The following is a 21,630-nucleotide window of genomic DNA, read 5'->3' on the forward strand; positions in this document are numbered from 1 at the left end:
CGCTTTTTGTCCTTGAAGACAGCACCGAAGTTGTCGAGGAGCTAGCGTTCGCAACTAGACAAAACGAAAAGTAGAGAACGCTCGCCCAGCTCCGACAACAACAGTTCAGAAGGAAACCTGAACCCAACGGTAAGGAACTAGCAGGTGAAGTTCCTTTTTCTATTCCTGTTGTTGTATGATAAAATAAACTCGAAATAATTGAACTAAAGATCAATAGGAGGCCTCATATACATGAGCAAAGTATTAGTTTTCGGACACAAAAATCCAGATACAGACACAATTACCTCTGCAATTAGTTATGCCTATTTAAAGCAACAACTAGGTATTGATGCAGAAGCAGTTAGATTAGGTGAAGTAAACAATGAAACGCAATATGCATTGGAAACGTTTGGTTTTGAGGCGCCTCGCCTAGTTGGCAATGTGGCAGGTGAAGCGAATGAAGTAATTTTGGTAGATCATAACGAGCGTCAACAGTCTGCCGATGGAATTGAAGAAGTAAAGGTGACAGAAGTAATTGATCACCACCGTATTGCAAACTTCGAAACTTCAGATCCGCTTTATTATCGTGCTGAGCCGGTTGGATGTACAGCAACAATCCTCAACAAAATTTTCAAGGAAAATAATGTAGAGGTTCCTTCAAATATTGCTGGACTCATGCTTTCGGCAATCGTATCAGATACATTATTATTTAAATCGCCTACTTGTACGGAACAAGACGTACAAGCCGGAAAAGAACTAGCAGAAATAGCTGGTGTGAATGTGGATGAATATGGTTTGGCAATGTTAAAAGCAGGTGCAGACCTTTCTGATCTTTCCTTAGAGGAATTACTAACATTGGATGGTAAAGAGTTTACGTTTGGCGAAATTAAATCAGTTGTAGCTCAAGTAAATGCGGTAGATGTAAACGATGTTTTAAATCGTAAAGACGAGCTAGTAAGCTTAATTAAGCAAAATATCGAAGAAAATGGTTTAAATCTCTTCTTCTTCGTCGTAACGGACATCTTGAACAATGATTCAACTGCTGTAGTCGTTGGTAATGCTGCTGAAGCTGCTGCCAAAGCATTCGGAAAAGAATTAGTAAATGATTTAGTTGACTTGCCAGGTGTTGTATCTCGCAAAAAACAAATTGTTCCTGTATTAACTGAAGGACTATAGAATGCAAAAAAGTTGACCCAAATGTCATTTCAATCTGACTTTTGTGGTCAACTTTTTTTATTTATAGCATCGATGCTGTTAATATTCAGTGTAACAACCATGGACTCTGTACTATTTTTTTAGCTTCAATGGATAGACAGCGGGTCCCTCGATTACATTGCCATCTTTATCAAAACGGGAACCGTGGCAAGGGCAATCCCAAGTTTCGTCCCCTTTGTTCCATCTTGTCTTACAGCCCAAATGTGTACATTTGGGAGCTTCCATTCGCGTTAAATATCCTTCTGCTAAATTAGCAGTGACAAACCCTATTGTACTCAAGCCTCTTAGGAAGTTCGCTCCGAATTGATCGCGAGTAGGACTATAAAGATGGGCAGCCTTATGCTTTTCTTGCGTAATTAAACTCGATAGGATTTCTCCTGCAACAAGGGAACTCGAAAGCCCCCATTTTCGGTAGCCGGTTGCAATATAGAGATCAGGCGTGTCCTCGGAAATCTGGCCGATATAAGGCACTTTATCAGGTGTATTCGGATCTTGTGCGCTCCAAAAGAACGGAGGCTCTGGTACATTGAAAGTCGTCTGCATTTCCTCTTTCAATGTATCATAATAGTTTTGTGTATCCTCGACTTCTCCTGCGATATGGCTGCTTCCCCCATAGATCAGGTAAGGGACATTTTCTATTAAGGCTGTACGAATTGAACGTGAAGAATTTTCAACAGATAAGTATTGGCCTTTATATTCATCAGTTGCTTTAGCCGCAAGTAAATAGGAACGGTCAATCGATAGCTTTGCAGTGACTAGTCCCCTGATAGATTCAATAGGGTAGTGTGTACATAATATTAATTTATTAAATGTTACCTTTGAATCGTTGTCGGTCAATACAAACTTTTCATCAATTTCAACCTTTGTCACACGGCTATTTGTGTATACGGCAGCGCCATTTTCTAAAGCGAGTTTTAAAAAGTGTGTTGCAAATTTTGTGGGGTGGATTTGTGCGGTGTCCTCCATTTTGAGAGCGGATGTGACATTAAAAGGAAGCTCAGTCTCTGTTGTTTCGACCCCAGGAATATTTAATTCTTGATAGGCGTATAATTCCTTTTCTATCGTTTGCTTACCTGAAACGGTAGTGGCATACAAATAGGAATCCACTCTTTTGAAAGAATCCTCAGCAGCCGCTTGAAGTGCGGATTCGATGGCATTTTTGTTTGCTTCGTAATACGTATACACATCTTCAGTAGAAAAATATTTTAAAAGCTTTGAATACACTACACCATGTTGAGGTGTCAATTTACCAGTCGAATGCCCGGTTGTTCCGATAGCAAGAGACGGCTTTGCTTCAAGTAAAACAACATTCACGCCCTTTTTTGCAAGTAGATAGGCTGTGTAGATTCCAGATAATCCGCCGCCCACAATACATACATCACAATCCAAAGAAGTCGATAAATTGGATAACGAAGGGGTTTCCACATTTTTTAGCCACAATGAGTTTTGCATAAGTGCCTCCAGTTTACTTATATTTGACAGTAATGAAACAATCAATGTTGAGTAATTTCACTTTCTGGTGAAATTGGCGATTTTACTAAAGTATTGGAAAAAAGGAACAACTATATTCAAGCGAGCACTTTAATTGTTTGAAAAAAAATTCAATCGTACAATAAAGAAAGTGAGGAGGAATGTCTGATGAAAGTAGAAGTGTGGTCAGATTATGTTTGTCCGTTTTGTTATATCGGAAAACGCCAATTAGAACAATCAATCAAGGATGCAGGGTTTGAAGGGCAAATCGAAGTTGTATTAAAAAGTTATCTGCTAGATCCTACAACTCCGGTAGATACCAATCAATCGGTATATGCTAGTCTAAGCAAAAAGTATAATGTCTCGGAAGAACAAGCAAAAGAGATGACGAAAAATGTTGCTGAGCGGGCAAAAGAAGTAGGTTTAAACTACAATTTCGATATAATGAAGGACGCTAATACAACTTCAGCTCATCGTCTGGCGAAATGGGCAAATACAAAAGGAAAAGGCAAAGAACTAAGCGAACGACTTCTAAAGTCATACTTCTTGGAAGGTGGAGCGATTGGCAAACAGGATGTGCTGCTGAGTTTAGTAGAAGAGGTTGGGCTAGATCAAGCAGAGGCTCAGGAAATTTTAAAGAGCAACCAATTCCAGGATGAAGTAAATCAGGATATTTCAGAAGCTCAAAACCTGGGTGTTCGAGGAGTTCCTTTCTTTGTTGTGGATAATAAATATGGTATTTCAGGTGCACAACCGAAAGCATTATTTGACCAGACAATCGCACAAGCAGCAAGTGAGGCTGGTTTAAAACCGAAACTAAAAATGGTTGGAGATGCCGGGTCAGTCTGCACAGATGGACAATGTGAGTTGTAATAATTTATTTCCCATAAATCTGTTCAGAAAGTGTGAATTCAGTCAAAAGTAGTAGAACTATTTTATTGAAATAGTATATTAACTCCTTTAAGATTAATTATATATCTTGATTTCAAGATACATAATTTTTTAAAGGAGTTTTTTATATTATGACAAACGTATTAGTAATTAAAGCAAATAATCGCCCAGATGGCGTTTCAACTAAAATGTATGAAGCTTATGTAGAAGAAGCAAAAAAAGTTGAAGGTGTTAATTTAACAACTTACGATGTATTCGAGGAAGACACACCATATTTTGGTCAAGAATTATTTAATGCTTTTGGCAAAGTTCAAAACGGAGAAGAGTTAACGGAAATCGAATCACGCCTTCTAGCTGCAAAACAAAAGGCAATGGATGCAGTAACTGCTGCTGATGTAGTAGTACTTGCTTTCCCGCTTTGGAACTTAACAATTCCTGCTAAATTACAAACTTTCATTGATTATGTTTATTCAGCTGGCTTTATGTTTAAATACTCTCCTGATGGTCAAATGATTCAGCTATTAACTGACAAAAAATTTGTTGTGTTAAATGCACGTGGCGGCTATTATTCTGCTCCTGAAGCACAACCAATGGAAATGTCCGTAAATTACATTAAAAATGTATTTGGTGGAGTAGCTGGTATGACACTTCATGATGAAGTAATTATCGAAGGACATAATGCTGAACCAGGCAAAGCACAAGAAATCATTGCTGAAGGAATCGAACGTGTAAAAGCGTCGGCTCAAAAATTAGCTACAATCAATGCATAATTAGATGGAACCCTAACTTCCTTTTCGAGGTTAGGGTTTTTCTTCGTTTTATTCCTTCCCCTATATTACATTTCAATCGCCTGATTATAAGAATTCTCTTTGTCGAAATGAATAGAATCATAAGTGTGTTCATAAAATCTTGAAGGTAAAGAATCCAATATATTTTCAAATAACACGCTCAAATTCAACTTGCTTACTTTTCGTAACTAGATGTAAAATGGTACACTAGAAATAGAGATAGCATATGATATATTCAATTGAATGTTTATAAGTATATTGAACTACTTAATTTGAGGTGGAATGATGAAAGAATCTGCAATATGTCCCCGCTTAGCTAAAGCGATGGAGCTGCTTGGAAAACGGTGGACAACATTGATATTATATCAACTATTAGAAGGACCCCAGCGCTTTAACGAAATCGAATCAGCATTGCCCGTAAGTGGTCGTCTTCTTTCCGAACGTTTAAAAGAACTCGAAAAAGAGGGAATTGTTGAAAGGAAAGTTTACACAGAAGTACCTGTCCGTGTCGAATATTTCCTTACAGATAAAGGGAATGCATTGGAGGGGGCTATCCGTGAAGTCGAGAAATGGTCACAATGTTGGATAAAATAAGGCCATGTATCACTTGTCAAAAAGCTTTTAATTACCCATACTAAAAAAAGAGTAAGTAGTAGAAAGGAAATTTGCTTTTATGACAATTAAGCGATGGGCAGAAGATTTAGCACAAATAGTAAACCCTAGTAATATTAAAATTAATGAATCTTTAAAAACATATACAATGACGAAACTCGGGGGCAATGCGGATATCTATGTCCTGCCTGAAACAGAAGAAGAAGCAGCGGCAATCGTAAAATACGCATATCAACATGAGGTGCCCCTATTAATGTTGGGGAATGGTTCTAACATGGTTGTACGTGATGGCGGTGTTCGAGGAATCGTTATTTCTTTTACAAAGCTTGACGAAATCCGTTTGGATGGGGAAAAAGTATATGCCCAAAGTGGAGCACTCATTAAGGAAGTATCTCGCCTTGCTGCAGCAAGCAGTTTAACGGGCTTTGAATTTGCATGCGGCATACCTGGTTCGGTGGGAGGAGCTATGGCCATGAATGCAGGAGCTTATGGTGGGGAAATTTCTGATATTATTGTAGATTGCACGGTTTTAACTAAAGAAGGCGAACGAATCGTGCTATCAAAGGAAGAGCTGGAGCTGGGCTACCGTAAAAGCATTATTGCCAAAAAAGAATACTTTGTTCTGTCTTCAAACTTCCAACTTAAAAAGGGAGATCAGCAAGAGATTGATGAAAAAGTTGCAGATTTAACATTTAAGCGTGAATCAAAACAGCCTTTAGAATATCCATCGGCAGGCAGTGTCTTTAAACGGCCGCCAGGTTATTTTGCAGGTAAATTAATCCAGGACAGCGGTCTGCAAGGTAAAGGTGTAGGTGGCGCTGAAGTATCGACAAAACATGCAGGATTTATTATCAATAAAGGCAATGCAACGGCTACAGACTATATTGAAACAATCGAGATGGTACAACGTACGGTAAAAGAAAATTTTGATGTAGATTTGGAATTGGAAGTCAAAATCGTTGGTGAAGATTTATCAAATTAATATCTTAAAAGCGTTTATCACAAGATGAACGCTTAGTGTGAAGACAAAGTCGTCCGGAGACTTTGTCTTCACGGTTTTTTTGGATAGTATTCTAAGTTAAACATAGTGGGAATTTAATTAATTTATACATAGAGAGGTTTGCAAATGAAATTTATATCGTGGAATGTTAATGGAATTCGTGCCTGTGTGAAAAAGGGATTTATTGAATATTTTAATGAAGTAGATGCAGATTTTTTATGTATACAAGAAACTAAATGCCAAGAAGGGCAAATTGATTTGTCCTTCGAAGGGTACCATCAATATTGGAACTATGCCGAGAAAAAAGGTTATTCCGGTACCGCCATTTTTACAAAACATGAGCCTTTAACGGTTGCATATGGTGTGGGGGAAGAAGAAAGTGAATCGGAAGGGCGTATTATTACACTGGAATATGACACATTCTATTTAGTAAATGTATATACACCCAATTCACAGCGTGATTTGGCGCGACTACCAAAACGACTTGATTGGGAAGATAAGCTTTCCGCGTATTTGAAGGAACTGGATAGTAAAAAGCCGGTAATCTATTGTGGAGATTTAAATGTTGCCCATGAAGAAAAAGATTTAAAAAATGCAAAATCGAATATTGGAAATTCGGGTTTTACTTTTGAAGAAAGGGGCAAAATGACAGAGTTGCTTCATGCAGGATTTACCGATACCTTCAGACATTTCAACCCCGAGAAAGAAGATGCATTTACATGGTGGTCTTATATGAATAAAGTACGCGAACGAAATATTGGTTGGCGTATTGATTACTTTATAATTTCAAACCGATTAGTTGAACACGTGCGTAAAACAGATATCCATGCACATGTACTAGGCAGTGATCATTGCCCGATATTGTTGGAAATAGACGTCGATTAGTTTGCGGCAGTTACGGGAAATGACTTGTTGATGCATGCAATACTTTTGTAAATTGATCTAAAAAGAGTTTTGGAGCAAATGAAATAATAAGCATAGGTAGGCGAACATCTTTGTCAAAGCCAATATTAATAAATGTAACAGAAGAAATCGTGCTGGGTCTTGTAAGATTTTTGTTGCATAGTCCTGGTTATCAAACGTTTTGTGATTGTGAGTACTGTCAAATGGCTATTTGTTCAGTTGCATTAAATAATTTGCCAACTTATTATGTGTCGACCAGCGACGCTAGAGAGGAAGCCTATCTTACTTTAAAAACACAGGAAAATCTTGAGGTAATCAATAAAAAAATAATCGCCGCAATTCATGAAGTTGGAAAAAAAGCAAATCATACAATATAAGATGTCCAATTAGTCTGCAATAGACTTTTTGGACATTTTTCTTCAAATTTAGGGTTGGACCAATCTCAAATTGTTTTAAGTTACCTTTTTATAAGTGTTGTAGTAAAATTAAACTGATATTTTGAAAGTGAGGAGACTTGTTATGCCAACACCTAGTATGGAGGATCATATCGAGCAAATTTATTTGTTAATCGAAAATAAAGGATATGCGAGGGTGTCGGACATAGCTGAAGCATTATCTGTTCTCCCTTCCTCAGTAACCAAAATGGTGCAAAAATTAGATAAGGACGGATATTTAGTTTATGAGAAATACAGAGGGCTTACATTAACCTCAAAAGGGGAAAAACTAGGTAAACGCCTTGTTAAAAGACATGAATTGCTTGAGCAGTTCCTAAAACTTATTGGTGTAGATGAAGAACGGATTTATGAGGATGTTGAAGGAATTGAACACCATTTAAGTTGGAATTCGATAGACCGAATAGCTGACTTAGTCCAACTGTTAGAAGAAGATTCGCTCCTAGTAAAAAGATTGGAAGCGATGAAGGAACAATAAAAGGACTTCTATATTACAAAGTGAAAGGAAAAACAAAAATTGAACGAATTACAATCAGGTCAAGTTGTTGAATTAACAGTATTGGAAGAGCAGGGATCCAGGTGGCTACTAACGGATGGCCATATCGAAATCCCATTGAATAGTTCTGATGTACAAGCTCCATTAACAATTGGAGAAAGAATCAAAGTGTTCCTATATGCCGATCGTCGGGGCAATCTACAAGCAACAAGTGCCATCCCGGAGATTTTGCAAGGTGAGTATGGCTGGGCTCGGGTGATAAAAGTAACAAAAGAGGGAGCCTTTGTTGATATCGGTTCCTCTAGAGAGGTTCTGGTCAAAGGGGAAGATTTGCCTCCTTTAGAAAGTGTATGGCCGGAAGTTGGGGACCATCTCTTTTTAACACTTCGAACAGACCGTAATGGTGATTTATTCGGACGTTTAATTACGGAAGAAAAGGTAAACGAATTGTATGAGGGTGCCTTTGAAGATATGCACAATAAAAATATCAAAGCACGCCCTTACCGACTTTTGCCAGTTGGCTCGTTTTTACTGGGGATAGAAGAACCTTACCGAATTTTTGTTCATGAATCTGAAATGGAAGCAGAACCTAGACTCGGGCAGGAAGTGGAAGTGCGAATCATCGCAGTAAAAGAAGATGGCTCACTAAATGGCTCTATGCTGCCTAGGAAGCATGAACGACTTGGACAAGATGCGCAAGCGGTATATGAGTATTTACAGAGCGTCGGCGGTAAAATGCCATTTGGGGATAAATCCACTCCGGAAGAAATAACGGAAATGTTCCATATGAGTAAAGGAGCTTTTAAAAGAGCGCTTGGGACGTTAATGAAAGCCGGCAAGATTAAACAACAAGATGGCTGGACAGAAATTTTATAAACAAAAGCAAAAGCTGTGACTCCATCATCCTGTGTCACGGCTTGTTTTATAAAAAAGGGTCTTTGCTATTCAATTCCGGGGAAAGATGAAATGGAACCTTTTCCTTTTTTTTACGTACTAATTGTTGAAAACCAAATAAAGGGGATATAGTATGATAAAACAAAAGTGGATATTGATTGTCGCAACTCTTGCATTATTAGTTTCCGTGATTATGCCAATGAGTACCTTGGCTGCTGATAATAGTCAAAATCAAAATGCTATAAATGAAAAACTGGGAGTGCCTATTGTTGTTTACGGAGCAAATTTATCCGAGGATGAAAAAACAACTGTAAAGGAAGCGCTGCAAGTTGAACAGGAGCAAGAAGTAGATGAAATTACGGTCTCCGGTGAGGATTTAGCGAAGTATATCAGCGATAGTAATCCAAGTTCAAGAATGTATTCTTCAGCTAAAATTACACGTGAAGAAGAAGGCAAAGGGTTAATTATTAGTATTGTCACACCTGATAATATTACGCAAGTGACTTCCGAAATGTATGCCAATGCAATGCTGACAGCCGGGATTGAAGATGCAACAGTAGAAATAGCTGCACCAAAACCTGTAACAGGGCATTCGGCACTTGTTGGTATTTACAAAGCATACGAAGTCAAAACAGGTGAAACACTAAATACAGAACGTACTGACGTAGCAAATGATGAACTTTCTGTCGCTACACAAATTGCAGAAAATGCGAATATTAGCGATGAACAAATAGCAGAACTACTAACAGGCATCAAGCAGCAAATTTCGGAGTTGAATCCAGCTACCAAAGAAGAAGTAGAGCAAATTGTTAAGGATCAATTAGCAAAATTAAACATTGAGCTTAGTGAGCAAGACCGTCAACTATTAGTCGATTTGATGGATCGCATTAGCAAGCTTGATATTGATTTCTCGAAGCTTTCCGATCAATTAACAGATTTGGCGACTACATTTGAAGAAAAATATGGCGAGCTCATGCAGGATGAAGGCTTCTGGAATGGCGTGAAAAACTTTTTCAATAACCTGATCGATACGGTCTCTTCTTGGTTTAAATAAGGGTTTTGACTACATTGATATTTGTGATTGAAAAAGCAAATCAGTACCATTAATAGCTCTTCTATGTTATATTTTAGCAAATGGGAGGGATGTTGATGGAATTTAAACTGATTGAGAATAGTCCAAAACATTTTGCTTTTGAGTATGAACAAGAAGGTAAAAAACTAGCAGAAATTGAGTGGGTAGAACGAGATCATATTATGGATATGACTCATACTTATGTTTCAGATTCACTGCGCGGCCAAGGGGTAGCAAAGAAATTGCTGGACAGAGCAGCGGAATATGCTAGAGAGAATGATCTAAAAATGAATGCCATTTGTTCATATGTAGTGGCAGCATTCGAAAAAAGTGAAGCTTATAACGATGTAAAAGCATAAAAGAAGGGTGTCTAACTACGGTTAGGCACCCTATTTATATAGTGTGTAAAACAGTTGTACACTCTCTAGTAGTAGAAGAATCTGTCAACAAAAAAACCAGCATATTCATTCTAATAGAATACGCTGGTTTATTAAGAATAGAGTTAAATAAAACATCTAAAACATGAATGTAAATCCATAAATAACAGTAGTCAAGAATGATGAGGCAAGTATAATTGAACTAACTTCTTTCCAGTCATACGTAACTTCTTTGTTATTCATCATCATTTGTTCCTCCTTTTAAGTGTTTGTATAGTAGTTTTGAATATTTATCATTTAAAGTATGCCTTAGTATGATTAATTGAATTTATGCAATCGTAGTATAGATAGGTATTCAAACTATGCCAAAATTATTCATCTAAAGCTTTGTTATGTATCTTTTCCACATTTTTAGAGATTCTAAACAATGGAATCGATGGTTTAATTGAATCGAATTCGGGAAAAGTAAACCATAACACTTTTTTGGAGGCGATAGTAATGGCGAAATTAAAAGGAAAAGGTGTAGTAATGACAGCGTTAGTGGCTGGAGCAGCTTCATTTCTAAGTAAAAAAGAAAATCGTGATAATACAGCAAAGTTCTTTAAAGATATGAAATCAAAATTATTTGGTTCAACGCAGCATACAGGAACTCAATCATTAAAGGAAATAGCTGAAACAGCTGCTGGTGCGACATCCACAAAAATTCGAGAAAACAACTTTATTTCTGAGGGTGGAGGACAAACAGCTCTGGCCTATTATAACGAAGCGGATCAGAAACAGGTCCATTAAAGTAAAGAAAAAAACGACAACCCATACAGTTGTCGTTTTTTATGTGAAGATGGGAGCTTCGTCAATTGAGAAACTTCCTTATAATATTAGGCTTTAGAGATTTCTTTTTTCATTGTTTTGTTTTTAGCTAGGTTTACATGCCATGAAAGAGCTTCCTCTAAGATATGAGGAGTTTGAGCATTACCAGTAACTTCTACCGCGCGATTATAGTAATCCCACATTTGTTCTTTGAAATCTGGGTGAACACAGTTTTCAATAATTAATACTGCACGTTCCTTAGGAGCCAATCCACGTAAATCTGCAATACCTTGTTCAGTTACGATAACGTCAACATCGTGCTCTGTGTGGTCAACGTGAGATACCATTGGAACGATTGACGATATAGCGCCACCTTTAGCATAGGATTTCGTTACGAAAATCCCTAGGCGAGCATTACGCGCAAAATCTCCAGATCCACCGATACCGTTCATCATTTTTGTACCGCTAACATGTGTAGAGTTTACGTTTCCGTAAATATCTAACTCTAGTGCAGTATTGATAGAAATTAATCCGAGGCGACGGATTACTTCTGGGTGGTTAGAAATCTCTTGTGGACGTAAAACTAATTTATCTGCATATTTTTCAAGATTTCCGTATACTTTTTTCTGTAATTGCTCAGAAATTGTAATAGAAGTTGCAGCTGCAAAGCTTACTTTCCCAGCATCAATTAAATTGAATACCGCATCTTGAAGTACTTCAGACGCTACAATTAAATCTTCGAATTCAGAATCCGCAAAGCCATCTAATACAGCGTTTGCAACTGAGCCTACACCTGATTGAAGCGGCATTAATTTATTTGTTAAACGACCAGCTTCGATTTCAGAACGGAAGAAATCAAGTAAAAGGTTTGCCATTGTTTGTGTTTCTTCATCAGGCGGTACGATTAATGAAGGAGCATCAGGCTCTTCAGAAATAACGATCGCTTTAATTTTTGCAGGATCGACTTTAATTCCAATTTCACCAATTCGTTTTACAGCATCCGTCATCGGAATTGGTTCACGTTGTCCTTGTGGTCCTGGAACATAAATATCGTGGATTCCGATAAGGCTCTCTGGATGAGAAATGTTCAATTCAACGATAATATTTTCCGCGTACTCAGCAAATACTGGTGAGTTACCAACAGAAGTTGTAGGAACAATTAATCCATCTTCAGTAATTGCAGTAGCTTCTAAAATTAAGTATTTAATAGGGCCGATGATTCCTTGGCGCACTAATTCAGCATTGTGAGATAGGTGGGCATCTACATAATAAACATTCCCGGAGTTAATTTGGTTACGAATACCTGAGTCAGCTATGAAAGGTCCGCGTTTGCGAATAACGCCAGCCTCAGCTAAGTACTTGTCCACTTCCGGTCCTAGCGATGCACCAGTATAAATGTCGATTTTGAAATTTTCATTTTTTGCACGTTCAACTAACGCCATTGGAACGACTTTAGCATCACCCGCACGAGTGAAACCACTCATACCAACTACGTCACCATCATTAATAAGTGCAGCAGCTTGTTCAGCTGATACTACTTTATCTGCTAATTCTTTTAAACCTAAACGATTCTCAACTCTCGGATCCATATAAAAATCCTCCCCTATATTAAAGTAAAAAGAGAAAATTGTGTAGAATTTTCTGTTAAATTGGTTGAATTAATTATCAACTTGTATAATTCATAATAGCATTGTAATGTCACAAAATCTCCATAAAGCGCATGAAAGTGCTTAAAAAATGTTTTTTCGAGAAAAAACAGTGCATTTCGATTGAATATAAAACTCGATAGAGAAATAGGTGGTTTTTTGTATTGTATAAAAATACAAATGACCTTTGCACTTTATGCAAAGGTCGATATAATAAAAAGTTTGTCTCTTTATATTAGGATAGTTTATTGTTGATACATCTTGTAACATAACCAAGAAGGCTATGCCAATATTAGAAGCCTAAAGAGCGTCGGAAATAGCTGGCATAACGTTGACTTACAGGAATTCTCGTCCCGTCTTTCATGATCAATAGGAAAGTTGAGTGGGAATCAGGTTGAACTTCGTCGATATAATCAATGTTCACGATGTATGATCTATGACAGCGAATAAATGAATCAGGAGCTAAAAATAACTCAAGGTCACTTAGATTTAAGCGGTGATACCCTTCACGATTCATTGTTTTTACAAACGTTTTACGTAATTGAGTCTCAAGATAGATGACTTGGTCGTGTTTGATAGGGTACCAACAATCATCAATTTTTATTGTAATATAGTTTGTTAAAAATGGTGACGGCTTCTGAGGGAAGATTGCTGTAATAGCACCTTTTGTTTCTCCTTCTTCAATTAGGGGAATACTCATCCCGTAGTAAGGAACACCGAACACATCAGATTCGATGTAGGTATTGATTTTTTGTCCATAAGTAAGTGCTTTATGTGCAGCGGATCCATCTTTAATAGGGTCACCGGGTTTAATTTTTAAATCTACCTTTTTACTAGGCTGATAATATAGATATTCATTTGTATCCGATATTGCAATTGACGTATTTTCTGGGAAGAAATCTTTAATTATATCCATGATTTCTTCTATTTGTTTTGGTTCCAATTTAAGACACCTCATTTTGTATACATTTTATATCATATATTTTCTATTTTACTACAGTTTGCTGTAAATGAAATAGAGAAGATTACGGTATAGCAGACGAATTTTCTGTAAATATGCAAAATACATTCTTATTTTTGTCACTTTTTAATATTTTCAGCGAAAATAGTGTAACGTATACTTAATAGTAAAAAACAGGTTCGTATTTGTTTAGTATTTAGAACTTGCGTAGAAAGTATGCCTGGTTATAACGATTTTGGAGAAATTAACAGATCACTTAGTTAGTCTTCTAGATTGTGGAATTAAAAAGTCAATTCTTTCTTCAGTAATAAAATAGAGTTTGAAAAAATGCGAAATTATGGTAATATTCACTTAGTTATATATGATTAATTCTTTATTCTTATTAGTAAATTTATTTTAGGTAAATTTCTAGCAAAATCTACTCAATAAGTCAGTTATTTCATAGAAATATCTAGTGAGAAGAACTATATTCTTTATTTAAATTAGGTTATATTACAGTAGTCGATGTGTATTGTTGTAAATTTTAAACAATATTGCAATTGTATTCTGAAGAAAGATGGGGTAATCTATGCAGCTATTTCCACATTCAATATCTGAAACAATTTCTAAACGGTACTTTCAAGAGATTGATAGTATAAATCAATATAACGGGATTGAAGATTTTTATAATATTGAATCTAAGCTGTTATTTGAAATCTTTCACTTAGAGTCGGCAAAAGCAAAAAAATCTTTGCATGAAATAATTGATATATTATCAATAAGATTTGGAAAACAAGTAATCAAAGTAGTGAGAAATTACTTTGTGATCCTTTCATCGATTGTTGCACGCAAGCTCCTCGATAATCAAGTACCTTCCAAAAAGGCATTTGCGTTCAATTTAGCTTGCGCTGATATGATTGAAAATAACATGAAAGATGCTGAGTTCCTGCAATTTGCGGATGATCTAATTGATTTTTATGTTTACTTTATTGCAGATCGCAAACAACCAACATTTAGACATCAAACGGTAAATAAAGTAATCATGTACATAAACGATGAACTTGAAAATGATTTAACGGTAGAAAGCATTGCTCAAAAATTCCATATTAGTACAAGCCATTTATCCAGGATTTTTAGAGAGCATGTGGGCATAACATTGGTTGAATATCTAAATGTTAGAAGAGTAGAGGAATCTCAATACTATTTACGTCATACCAATAAAAGTATTACTTCAATATCCGATCAATTCCATTTTTGCAACCAAAGTTACTTTACAAGAATATTTAAAAAGTATACAGGTGTAACGCCCAAGCATTTTCGTGATGAGTTGCATCATGAGTTTTACCGCTTTGAAATTCCAGAAAATGAGTATGAACACGTATAAGATGTATCTAATGCTGTTGCCGAATTTCTGGCTTATCAGGATTTGTTTATTTTTCTTATATCTCAATAAAAAAGACAACGACTCGGCCTACTTCGGTCGAGTTCCGTTTTTTCTAATAAGGAATTTTTTGAAAACTTAATCGGTTCCTTATCCTTTTTCAATGAAAGCCAACCTCGTCATAATGGATAGTATTTAATTATATGAGCTTGTATTTGATATTCATAAAGTTAATACTGTATACTTCAATTTAGCTAAATAAAATAGTAGGTGGAAAAATGAAAAAACTGAAACTTTTCTCAATCCTAGGTCTTATGCTGTTCTTGCTATCAGGGTGCCAAGCTGTTGAGAATCAGGAAGGCTTCTTTTACAGTACATTTGTTAGACCAATGAATTGGCTGCTGCACTTTTTAGGGAATGATGTTTTTAACGGCAGTTATGGTTTGGCAATTATTGCTATTACGGTGGCTGTTCGCTTAATATTGATGCCATTTATGTTGAAAAATTATCGTCAGCAATCGGCTATGAAATCTAAAATGGATATTGTAAAGCCGAAAATGGACGAGATTCAAGAAAGATTAAAAGCGGCTCAAACAAAAGAAGAGCAAATGGCAATTCAACAAGAAATGCTAAGTTTATATCGTACTCATGGTATTAATCCACTAAATCTTGGCTGTTTACCAATCATCATTCAAATGCCAATTATTATGGGATTATACTTTGCAATTTTATATTCAGGCGATGTAAAAACACATGAGTTTTTATGGTTTAATTTAGGTACGCCAGATATTATCATGACAATTGTTGCTGGTATTGTGTACTTTGTCCAAGCAAAAGTTTCACTTTGGACAGTTCCAGATGCCCAAAAAGCACAAATGAAATTAATGATTTATATTTCGCCTATCATGATTGTATTTATTTCCTTTACATCGATGGCCGCACTTCCATTATACTGGTCCGTAAGTGGTTTACTATTAATTTTACAAACTTATATCGGCAGAAAGTACTTCTCCGAGCATCCAGCCAAACCTGAAACAGATTCAGTTTCATTAGATAAAAAATAATCCAGCAAGTCGAGGTCAACTGCCTCGGCTTTTATTTATGGAAATTTAGTTAAATGTGGGTACCTTGCTTTAACTATTAAGAAGAATAAACCACTTCAAAAAGCCCAGCCTACCACGTAAGCTTCGCAAGGACCCCAGATGCTTTCAGAAGGATATCCAATAGTGGGCGGGCTTATTAATAAAGCACACCAAAGAAATAACTATGGAATCTTTATTAGAATAATATTTTTTAGTTTGTAAGTTTGTTATATAAAGCTGGAATTTCAGGAAAATAATCAAGTCAAATGGTTAAAACAGTGCTAAAATAAAAGCATTGTATAGGAAAGAGGCTCATACGTATGAAAAGAACTACAACTTATGGGAATAAAAATAATAGCAAAAAGAAATACATTTGGATTGGTGTTGGTATCTTGGTTATTTTGGCAGCAGCCATCATGCTGTTTGTGTATTTCAAGCAAGATCGCCTCGATGATCAATCGGCAAATCCTCCTGCTCCAACCGAAGTGAATGAAAAAGAGAACGCTAAACCGAATGATGCAACAAAAGAAGAAGATACTGATTCCAAGTCGGATACTCAAACAAATGAAGAGACGGCTGATATAAATGAGCAACAAATAGAACCAAAAGAAAATGAGCAACCTACCGACAATAATGGCTATATAGAAGGCCAGCCATTACCAAAAGATCCTACAATTGTAGAGGGAGTTCTAATTGCAAATAAAAAGTATCCTTTGCCTAGCACTTTTGCCCCTGGGGAAAATCAAGAGGCACGCAAGGCATTCAATCAAATGGCAGCTGATGCGAAATCCGCCGGCTTTGAACTAGTAGCATTCAGTACTTACCGTTCCTATGAATATCAAGGCACCCTTTATAATAACTATGTCAGCCGCGATGGAAAAGAAAATGCAGATCGCTATAGTGCAAGACCTGGCTATTCTGAGCACCAAACGGGTTTGGCCTTTGATATTGGCGAAAAAGGGAAAGAAGACTTATGGCTAACCGAAGAGTTTGGTGAAACGGGAGCTGGGAAATGGCTAGTTGAAAATGCAAACAAATACGGTTTCATTCTACGTTACCCTCAAGGGAAAGAGGCAATTACTGGGTATATGTATGAATCATGGCATTTCCGCTATTTAGGTGTGGATTTAGCTACAAAAGTAAAACAAGCAAACGTTACATTAGAGGAATATTTAGGAATTCAATAATAAAAGGATGGTGCAGCTAAAATAGCACCATCCTTTTTTTGGATAAATATTGTGAAATGTATCACAAGATGGGGGTTAATAAGCGGGAGATGGATTCTTTGAATTTAATAATACCTGATCGGTTCTCATATCTTTCAATTGTTAACTCTGTACAATCGAATATATCCTTTTCAAATATCTCGGCCAACTCATGGGATATTGTACGATCGTATATAAAAGCGTTTACTTCAAAATTCAAACTAAAGCTGCGGACATCGATATTTGCTGTGCCTACGGTCGAGACTTCATCATCTATGACAATGGACTTTGCATGGATAAAGCCTTTTTCATATATATAGACTTTGGCCCCTGCCCGCAGCAAATGGCCAACATATGAATAGGTAGCCCAATAAACAAACATATGGTCGGGTTTGTTTGGAATCATGATGCGTACATCAATACCGGATAAGGCAGCAATCTCAATGGCGTTTAAAAAACTATTATCCGGAATAAAATAGGGTGTTTGGATGTAAATATACCGCTTAGCTTCCATTAGCAATTTTAAATAGCCGTTTTTGATGGCAGGGAATTCTGTATCTGGTCCACTTGAGACAATTTGCATGGCGATGTCGCCTTTTTGCGGAATAGCTGGAAAGTATCTTTCTGAATAAATAATATTATTATCGCTTGCTTGATTCCAATCAAGTAAAAAACGGGTTTGTAAAGGGTGGACTGAACTGCCTTCAATACGTAAATGTGTATCTCGCCAATAGCCGAATTTTTTATTTAATCCCAAGTATTCATCACCGACATTGAACCCACCGATATAACCTATGCGCCCGTCAATGATGACAATTTTACGATGGTTTCTAAAATTTAAACGCGGGTTGATTAACGGGAAAATAGAGGGGAAAAATACTTCAACCTCTCCTCCTAATTCAAGAAGGGATTTAAAGTACCTTTTTCTCAAACCTCTGGATCCCATTTCGTCGTAGAGAATACGGACCTTCACACCTTGCTGTGCTTTCTTTAATAAAGCTGTATAGATGCGTTTTCCTAAGTTATCTAATTTAAAAATATAGTATTGTACATGAATATGATCCTTTGCATGTTCAATGTCCTCGAGCAAAGCCTCGAACTTTTTAGTACCGTCATCAAAGAGCTGAATATGATTATCCTGCGTTAAAACTGAATCACTTGTTTTTAAATTCATGTGAATTAAACTTTTGAATTTCCCAACTTCTTTAGTGCGGAAATCCAGCGAGTTTTCTTCAAGTGCCTCAATTTGGTAGTTTATTAATTTATCAATCCCAATATCTTTTTGTCCTTCCCATCGGAATAAATGCTTTTTGCGCATAGGTCTGCCGAGCAATAAATATAATATAAATCCTGCTAACGGAAGGAAGAATAGTACGAGTGTCCATGCCCATGTTGAAGAAGGGTCTTTTCTTTCCAAAAAGATGACCGTAATTGCTAGAATAATGTTTAATACGAGAATAATTGGAATAACAGTTATGGTATTGAAGAAAATACTCATATGACTGCACCTACTTTATTTTTATTAAAACAATTATAACTTAACCAGTGATTGAATTGTACTATTGAAGGTAATATCAGAACTGTTCTGCTATAAAATAAACTGAAGAAAAATCAAGATTTCTTAAAGCGTGCTGATTGATAAAAAATTTCAAGACCCCTGAATCTCCGTACATTATTCCTTGTTCGTCATTTGAGACAATTTGCAATAACAAAGTATCAAATCTTTTTAGGAAATTAGAATTCTTTCTTGTATCATATTCAATAAAATACGGATAGCCACCTAATTTATGTTCTGCCGCCAAAAAATTTTCAAAATAAATGTCCTCGAATGTTCGTTCATCTTCGCTAATAAATTCGCTTTCATGATTCGAAATTTGTAAAAGCTCCTCCATCCTATAATCTGAGGCGGAAACAGGTTCGTGTTTTGGGGTAAATTCCAGCTTCCTCTCTTTTTGAATTGGAAAGCAGCCAGATTGTTCCGAATAGGAAAAACTATGTGTATGTTTGTTGTCATTTAAACGTTTCGGGAAGTAGCGTACCTTAAAATCGTGTTGAAAAAGCAATTCCACTTTTTTCTCAATAGGCTGATTAAATTTATTTGAGATAAAGAACTGCAGTAGCCCCTTATTGGGAAATAGCGGGTTCGATGGCAGCTGTTCGAAATTTATTTGAGCCAGTAACGCCATTGATTCGCTATTGGAATCCTTAGGATATAGATGCGACTTAGGCAAATAAGGGTATCCTGCGAACTTGCTATCAGTTAAAGAGGGGTTACCTGCACTAGGGGTAATCCATAAAGAGCTGACAACTGAAGATTCGATTTTATTTCTAAAACCTTCAAGATGACGCGGTAGGTAGATCGATTTATCTGTTTGCACTCATTTCCCTCCAAAAACAATAGGTCTTACTATCTTAGAAAACTTGAATAATAAATATTCATTTCCTTCCAAATTAAAGCATTAGGCACTTTAATATACGTACGCCATTTACTATTCATGTCCTAAAGACTTGGATTATGTTGGTTATCAAAAATACTATAATTACCATTACCCCATTTATACAAAAAGTAAAAGAATAGGTGAGGATGATGTTGGTACCTATAAATGTGAACAAAATGTGTCTTTTGATTTTGATGTTTTATATAGTAAATTTACGGTTATAATTTCAGTAGTGCCTAAGAGTAGAGCGATATTAGAAGGTTTTGGCAAAAAATATCAATGCTATTTAGTTGACAACTTGAAAGTTGTAACAGAATTGAAAAATATTAGTTGTTGGAAGCGTGTTATGATGAACTTAAGAATTGAAGCTAGAGGTTTAATCCTTGAAACTTTTAGAAGGTTAATACGTTATTAATATTATAAAAGAAGGTTAGGTGGAAGAGTATGACGAAGAAAGTAGACTTAAAGAAAATTGTTTCGAATTTATCTAAATTAGGTGTTACTGCAACAGTTACAAAATCCCGTCTTGAATTACTTAAAGTATTAACACCACCAACACAAACTCCACAAGTATAAAAATTAATCTGAATTAGCATACAAAAGCTCCCGACTAGAGAAAGACCAGTCGGGATTTTTTCGATTTCATTAGCTTCAATTTTTTACTTAGATTAGATAAACCTGTGTCTTTTTCACATAATAAAAACCACCTTCTTAGATAAACTTGAAGGTGGTTGCTGATTTTTTGGAGTTTGTGGTAAATCAGGCTTGCTTAAACTAACGAAAAAAGTTTCTATTCGTCATCATCTCTGCCGGCAAACATGTATGACTTGTAATGGTATTTCATACTGAACACTAAGCCGAGTGCCAGGGCATTCCCCATCAACGAACTACCTCCATAACTAATGAACGGCAGCGGAATACCTGTGATTGGCAATAGTTGAATTGTCATTCCAATATTTTCGAATACGTGGAAAGTAATCATGGCGATAATCCCGGCACAAACATAGGTACAGAAAGGATCTTTCAATGTTAAAGTCAACTTCGTCAAATGGTAAATTAATAGGAAGTAGAGACAGATAACGAAGCTTGCTCCGATGAATCCCCATTCCTCCCCAATTACCGTAAAGATAAAATCGGTATGACTTTCAGCTACATATACTTCCCGGTCTAAATAGCCTTTACCGAAGATTTCACCCGAACCAATTGCATTTAAAGAGGTAATTAAATGATATCCTGAACCTGAAGAATAAGAATAAGGATCCAACCAGGAATAAATACGTGCAAACTGGTAAAGTTTAAATCCAAATTGCTCTTCCAGGAAATCCTGCATATACAAAGCCATCCAAAGCAATGAACCGCCCAATGTAACACCTGCAGCAAATACTGGCAGAATGATTTTCCATGATATACCTGCTACAATAATTAGGGCAGCCGTTATCGCCAAAAATACCAAAGAGGAACCTAGATCGGGCTGCATCATGATAAACGCTAATGGAACTATTAGTGTTATCGCAATTTTACCTAATAAAATAAAGTCCGATTTAATACTTTTGATGGAGTATTTTTCGTGGTGCTTACTAATTACCCAAGCTGTGGCCAGGATATAGAAGGTCTTCATAAACTCGGTAGGCTGTATACTCCCTATTGGTGTGGAGAACCAGCTTTTTGCCCCGTTACGTTCGATAACAATTCCACCTGCTGGTATGATTGCTAGAAGTATCAACAATAAAATACCAAAGGCATATAAGTACCAAGACATCTTTTTATACTGATCGGGGTCAAAATAAATAACAAACGCTACAATAATGGCGAATATTACATAATTGACCAATTGCTGCAACACGAAGTTTGTTGCCCCATATTGTCCCGTTGTTTGGGCGGAAGAGATAGCCAACAAACTTACGATAAGAAAAATAAAAATAATTAACGCAAGCTTCCAATCAAACCGTCCTGTAAAATTCCGGTTATTTTCCATTTATTTC

General features: G+C 36.4%; 22 protein-coding genes. 16 read left to right on the forward strand and 6 right to left on the reverse strand.

What is annotated here, in order from left to right:
- Window positions 1-231: 231 nt before the first annotated feature.
- Entirely contained in the window at window positions 232-1,155 is a 924-nt protein-coding gene (locus QYB95_RS17995) for a manganese-dependent inorganic pyrophosphatase (RefSeq protein WP_301139756.1), read from the forward strand.
- A 111-nt stretch (window positions 1,156-1,266) separates the two neighbouring features.
- On the opposite strand, the gene QYB95_RS18000 is transcribed toward QYB95_RS17995, so the two are convergent.
- Window positions 1,267-2,646 (reverse strand): FAD-dependent oxidoreductase, encoded by a 1,380-nt coding sequence (locus QYB95_RS18000; RefSeq protein WP_301139757.1) that lies wholly within the window; start codon window positions 2,644-2,646, stop codon window positions 1,267-1,269.
- A 186-nt stretch (window positions 2,647-2,832) separates the two neighbouring features.
- Between QYB95_RS18000 and QYB95_RS18005 the strand changes: the two genes are divergently transcribed.
- The 11 genes from QYB95_RS18005 (at window position 2,833) to QYB95_RS18055 (ending at window position 10,938) form a co-directional block, all read left to right on the forward strand.
- On the forward strand, window positions 2,833-3,537 hold the full coding sequence (locus tag QYB95_RS18005) for a DsbA family oxidoreductase (RefSeq protein ID WP_301139758.1): 705 nt from the start codon (window positions 2,833-2,835) through the stop codon (window positions 3,535-3,537).
- Window positions 3,538-3,686: 149 nt separating this feature from the next.
- Window positions 3,687-4,325, forward strand: coding sequence for an FMN-dependent NADH-azoreductase (locus QYB95_RS18010; RefSeq protein WP_301139759.1), 639 nt, complete (start codon window positions 3,687-3,689; stop codon window positions 4,323-4,325).
- Window positions 4,326-4,628: 303 nt separating this feature from the next.
- Window positions 4,629-4,937: a winged helix-turn-helix transcriptional regulator gene (locus tag QYB95_RS18015; protein ID WP_301139792.1), complete on the forward strand. Its 309-nt coding sequence runs from the start codon at window positions 4,629-4,631 to the stop codon at window positions 4,935-4,937.
- 79 nt (window positions 4,938-5,016) lie between these two features.
- Window positions 5,017-5,937: a UDP-N-acetylmuramate dehydrogenase gene (gene murB / locus QYB95_RS18020; RefSeq protein WP_301139760.1), complete on the forward strand. Its 921-nt coding sequence runs from the start codon at window positions 5,017-5,019 to the stop codon at window positions 5,935-5,937.
- 144 nt (window positions 5,938-6,081) lie between these two features.
- Window positions 6,082-6,840, forward strand: a complete 759-nt coding sequence (locus QYB95_RS18025) for an exodeoxyribonuclease III (RefSeq protein WP_301139761.1) — start codon at window positions 6,082-6,084, stop codon at window positions 6,838-6,840.
- Between the two features lie 110 nt (window positions 6,841-6,950).
- The gene (locus QYB95_RS18030; protein ID WP_301139762.1) at window positions 6,951-7,235 is read left to right on the forward strand and encodes a late competence development ComFB family protein; all 285 of its coding nucleotides are present in this window, start codon (window positions 6,951-6,953) and stop codon (window positions 7,233-7,235) included.
- Between the two features lie 142 nt (window positions 7,236-7,377).
- Complete coding sequence (mntR, locus tag QYB95_RS18035; protein ID WP_301139763.1) at window positions 7,378-7,788, forward strand: transcriptional regulator MntR; 411 nt, start codon at window positions 7,378-7,380, stop codon at window positions 7,786-7,788.
- Window positions 7,789-7,827: 39 nt separating this feature from the next.
- Window positions 7,828-8,682, forward strand: a complete 855-nt coding sequence (locus tag QYB95_RS18040; RefSeq protein ID WP_301139764.1) for a CvfB family protein — start codon at window positions 7,828-7,830, stop codon at window positions 8,680-8,682.
- Window positions 8,683-8,836: 154 nt separating this feature from the next.
- Window positions 8,837-9,754: a DUF1002 domain-containing protein gene (locus QYB95_RS18045; RefSeq protein ID WP_301139793.1), complete on the forward strand. Its 918-nt coding sequence runs from the start codon at window positions 8,837-8,839 to the stop codon at window positions 9,752-9,754.
- Between the two features lie 95 nt (window positions 9,755-9,849).
- The gene (locus QYB95_RS18050; protein WP_301139765.1) at window positions 9,850-10,131 is read left to right on the forward strand and encodes a GNAT family N-acetyltransferase; all 282 of its coding nucleotides are present in this window, start codon (window positions 9,850-9,852) and stop codon (window positions 10,129-10,131) included.
- A gap of 516 nt (window positions 10,132-10,647) precedes the next feature.
- Entirely contained in the window at window positions 10,648-10,938 is a 291-nt protein-coding gene (locus tag QYB95_RS18055; RefSeq protein ID WP_301139766.1) for a hypothetical protein, read from the forward strand.
- 86 nt (window positions 10,939-11,024) lie between these two features.
- Here QYB95_RS18055 and scpC read toward each other — a convergent pair whose 3' ends face one another.
- Together scpC and QYB95_RS18065 are read right to left on the reverse strand one after the other, a co-directional pair.
- Window positions 11,025-12,545, reverse strand: a complete 1,521-nt coding sequence (gene scpC, locus QYB95_RS18060) for a succinyl-CoA:acetate CoA-transferase ScpC (RefSeq protein ID WP_301139767.1) — start codon at window positions 12,543-12,545, stop codon at window positions 11,025-11,027.
- Window positions 12,546-12,894: 349 nt separating this feature from the next.
- On the reverse strand, window positions 12,895-13,545 hold the full coding sequence (locus QYB95_RS18065) for a LytTR family DNA-binding domain-containing protein (protein WP_301139768.1): 651 nt from the start codon (window positions 13,543-13,545) through the stop codon (window positions 12,895-12,897).
- Window positions 13,546-14,131: 586 nt separating this feature from the next.
- On the opposite strand from QYB95_RS18065, the gene QYB95_RS18070 reads away from it, so the two are divergent.
- The 3 genes from QYB95_RS18070 (at window position 14,132) to QYB95_RS18080 (ending at window position 17,192) form a co-directional block, all read left to right on the forward strand.
- Window positions 14,132-14,926 (forward strand): helix-turn-helix transcriptional regulator, encoded by a 795-nt coding sequence (locus QYB95_RS18070; protein ID WP_301139769.1) that lies wholly within the window; start codon window positions 14,132-14,134, stop codon window positions 14,924-14,926.
- A gap of 275 nt (window positions 14,927-15,201) precedes the next feature.
- Window positions 15,202-15,987, forward strand: a complete 786-nt coding sequence (gene yidC / locus QYB95_RS18075) for a membrane protein insertase YidC (protein WP_301139770.1) — start codon at window positions 15,202-15,204, stop codon at window positions 15,985-15,987.
- 338 nt (window positions 15,988-16,325) lie between these two features.
- Window positions 16,326-17,192, forward strand: coding sequence for a M15 family metallopeptidase (locus QYB95_RS18080; RefSeq protein ID WP_301139771.1), 867 nt, complete (start codon window positions 16,326-16,328; stop codon window positions 17,190-17,192).
- Window positions 17,193-17,253: 61 nt separating this feature from the next.
- Here QYB95_RS18080 and cls read toward each other — a convergent pair whose 3' ends face one another.
- Together cls and QYB95_RS18090 are read right to left on the reverse strand one after the other, a co-directional pair.
- Entirely contained in the window at window positions 17,254-18,708 is a 1,455-nt protein-coding gene (gene cls / locus QYB95_RS18085) for a cardiolipin synthase (RefSeq protein WP_301139772.1), read from the reverse strand.
- 76 nt (window positions 18,709-18,784) lie between these two features.
- Window positions 18,785-19,588, reverse strand: a complete 804-nt coding sequence (locus tag QYB95_RS18090) for a YwqG family protein (RefSeq protein ID WP_301139773.1) — start codon at window positions 19,586-19,588, stop codon at window positions 18,785-18,787.
- A gap of 504 nt (window positions 19,589-20,092) precedes the next feature.
- Between QYB95_RS18090 and QYB95_RS18095 the strand changes: the two genes are divergently transcribed.
- Window positions 20,093-20,224 (forward strand): Lmo0850 family protein, encoded by a 132-nt coding sequence (locus QYB95_RS18095; protein WP_258516822.1) that lies wholly within the window; start codon window positions 20,093-20,095, stop codon window positions 20,222-20,224.
- A 214-nt stretch (window positions 20,225-20,438) separates the two neighbouring features.
- On the opposite strand, the gene QYB95_RS18100 is transcribed toward QYB95_RS18095, so the two are convergent.
- Window positions 20,439-21,623 carry an FtsW/RodA/SpoVE family cell cycle protein gene (locus QYB95_RS18100; protein WP_301139774.1) on the reverse strand — a complete coding sequence of 395 codons (1,185 nt, stop codon included), beginning with the start codon at window positions 21,621-21,623 and terminating at the stop codon, window positions 20,439-20,441.
- Window positions 21,624-21,630: the final 7 nt, after the last annotated feature.

This window comes from Ureibacillus aquaedulcis (assembly GCF_030418165.1).
Taxonomy (GTDB): domain Bacteria; phylum Bacillota; class Bacilli; order Bacillales_A; family Planococcaceae; genus Ureibacillus; species Ureibacillus aquaedulcis.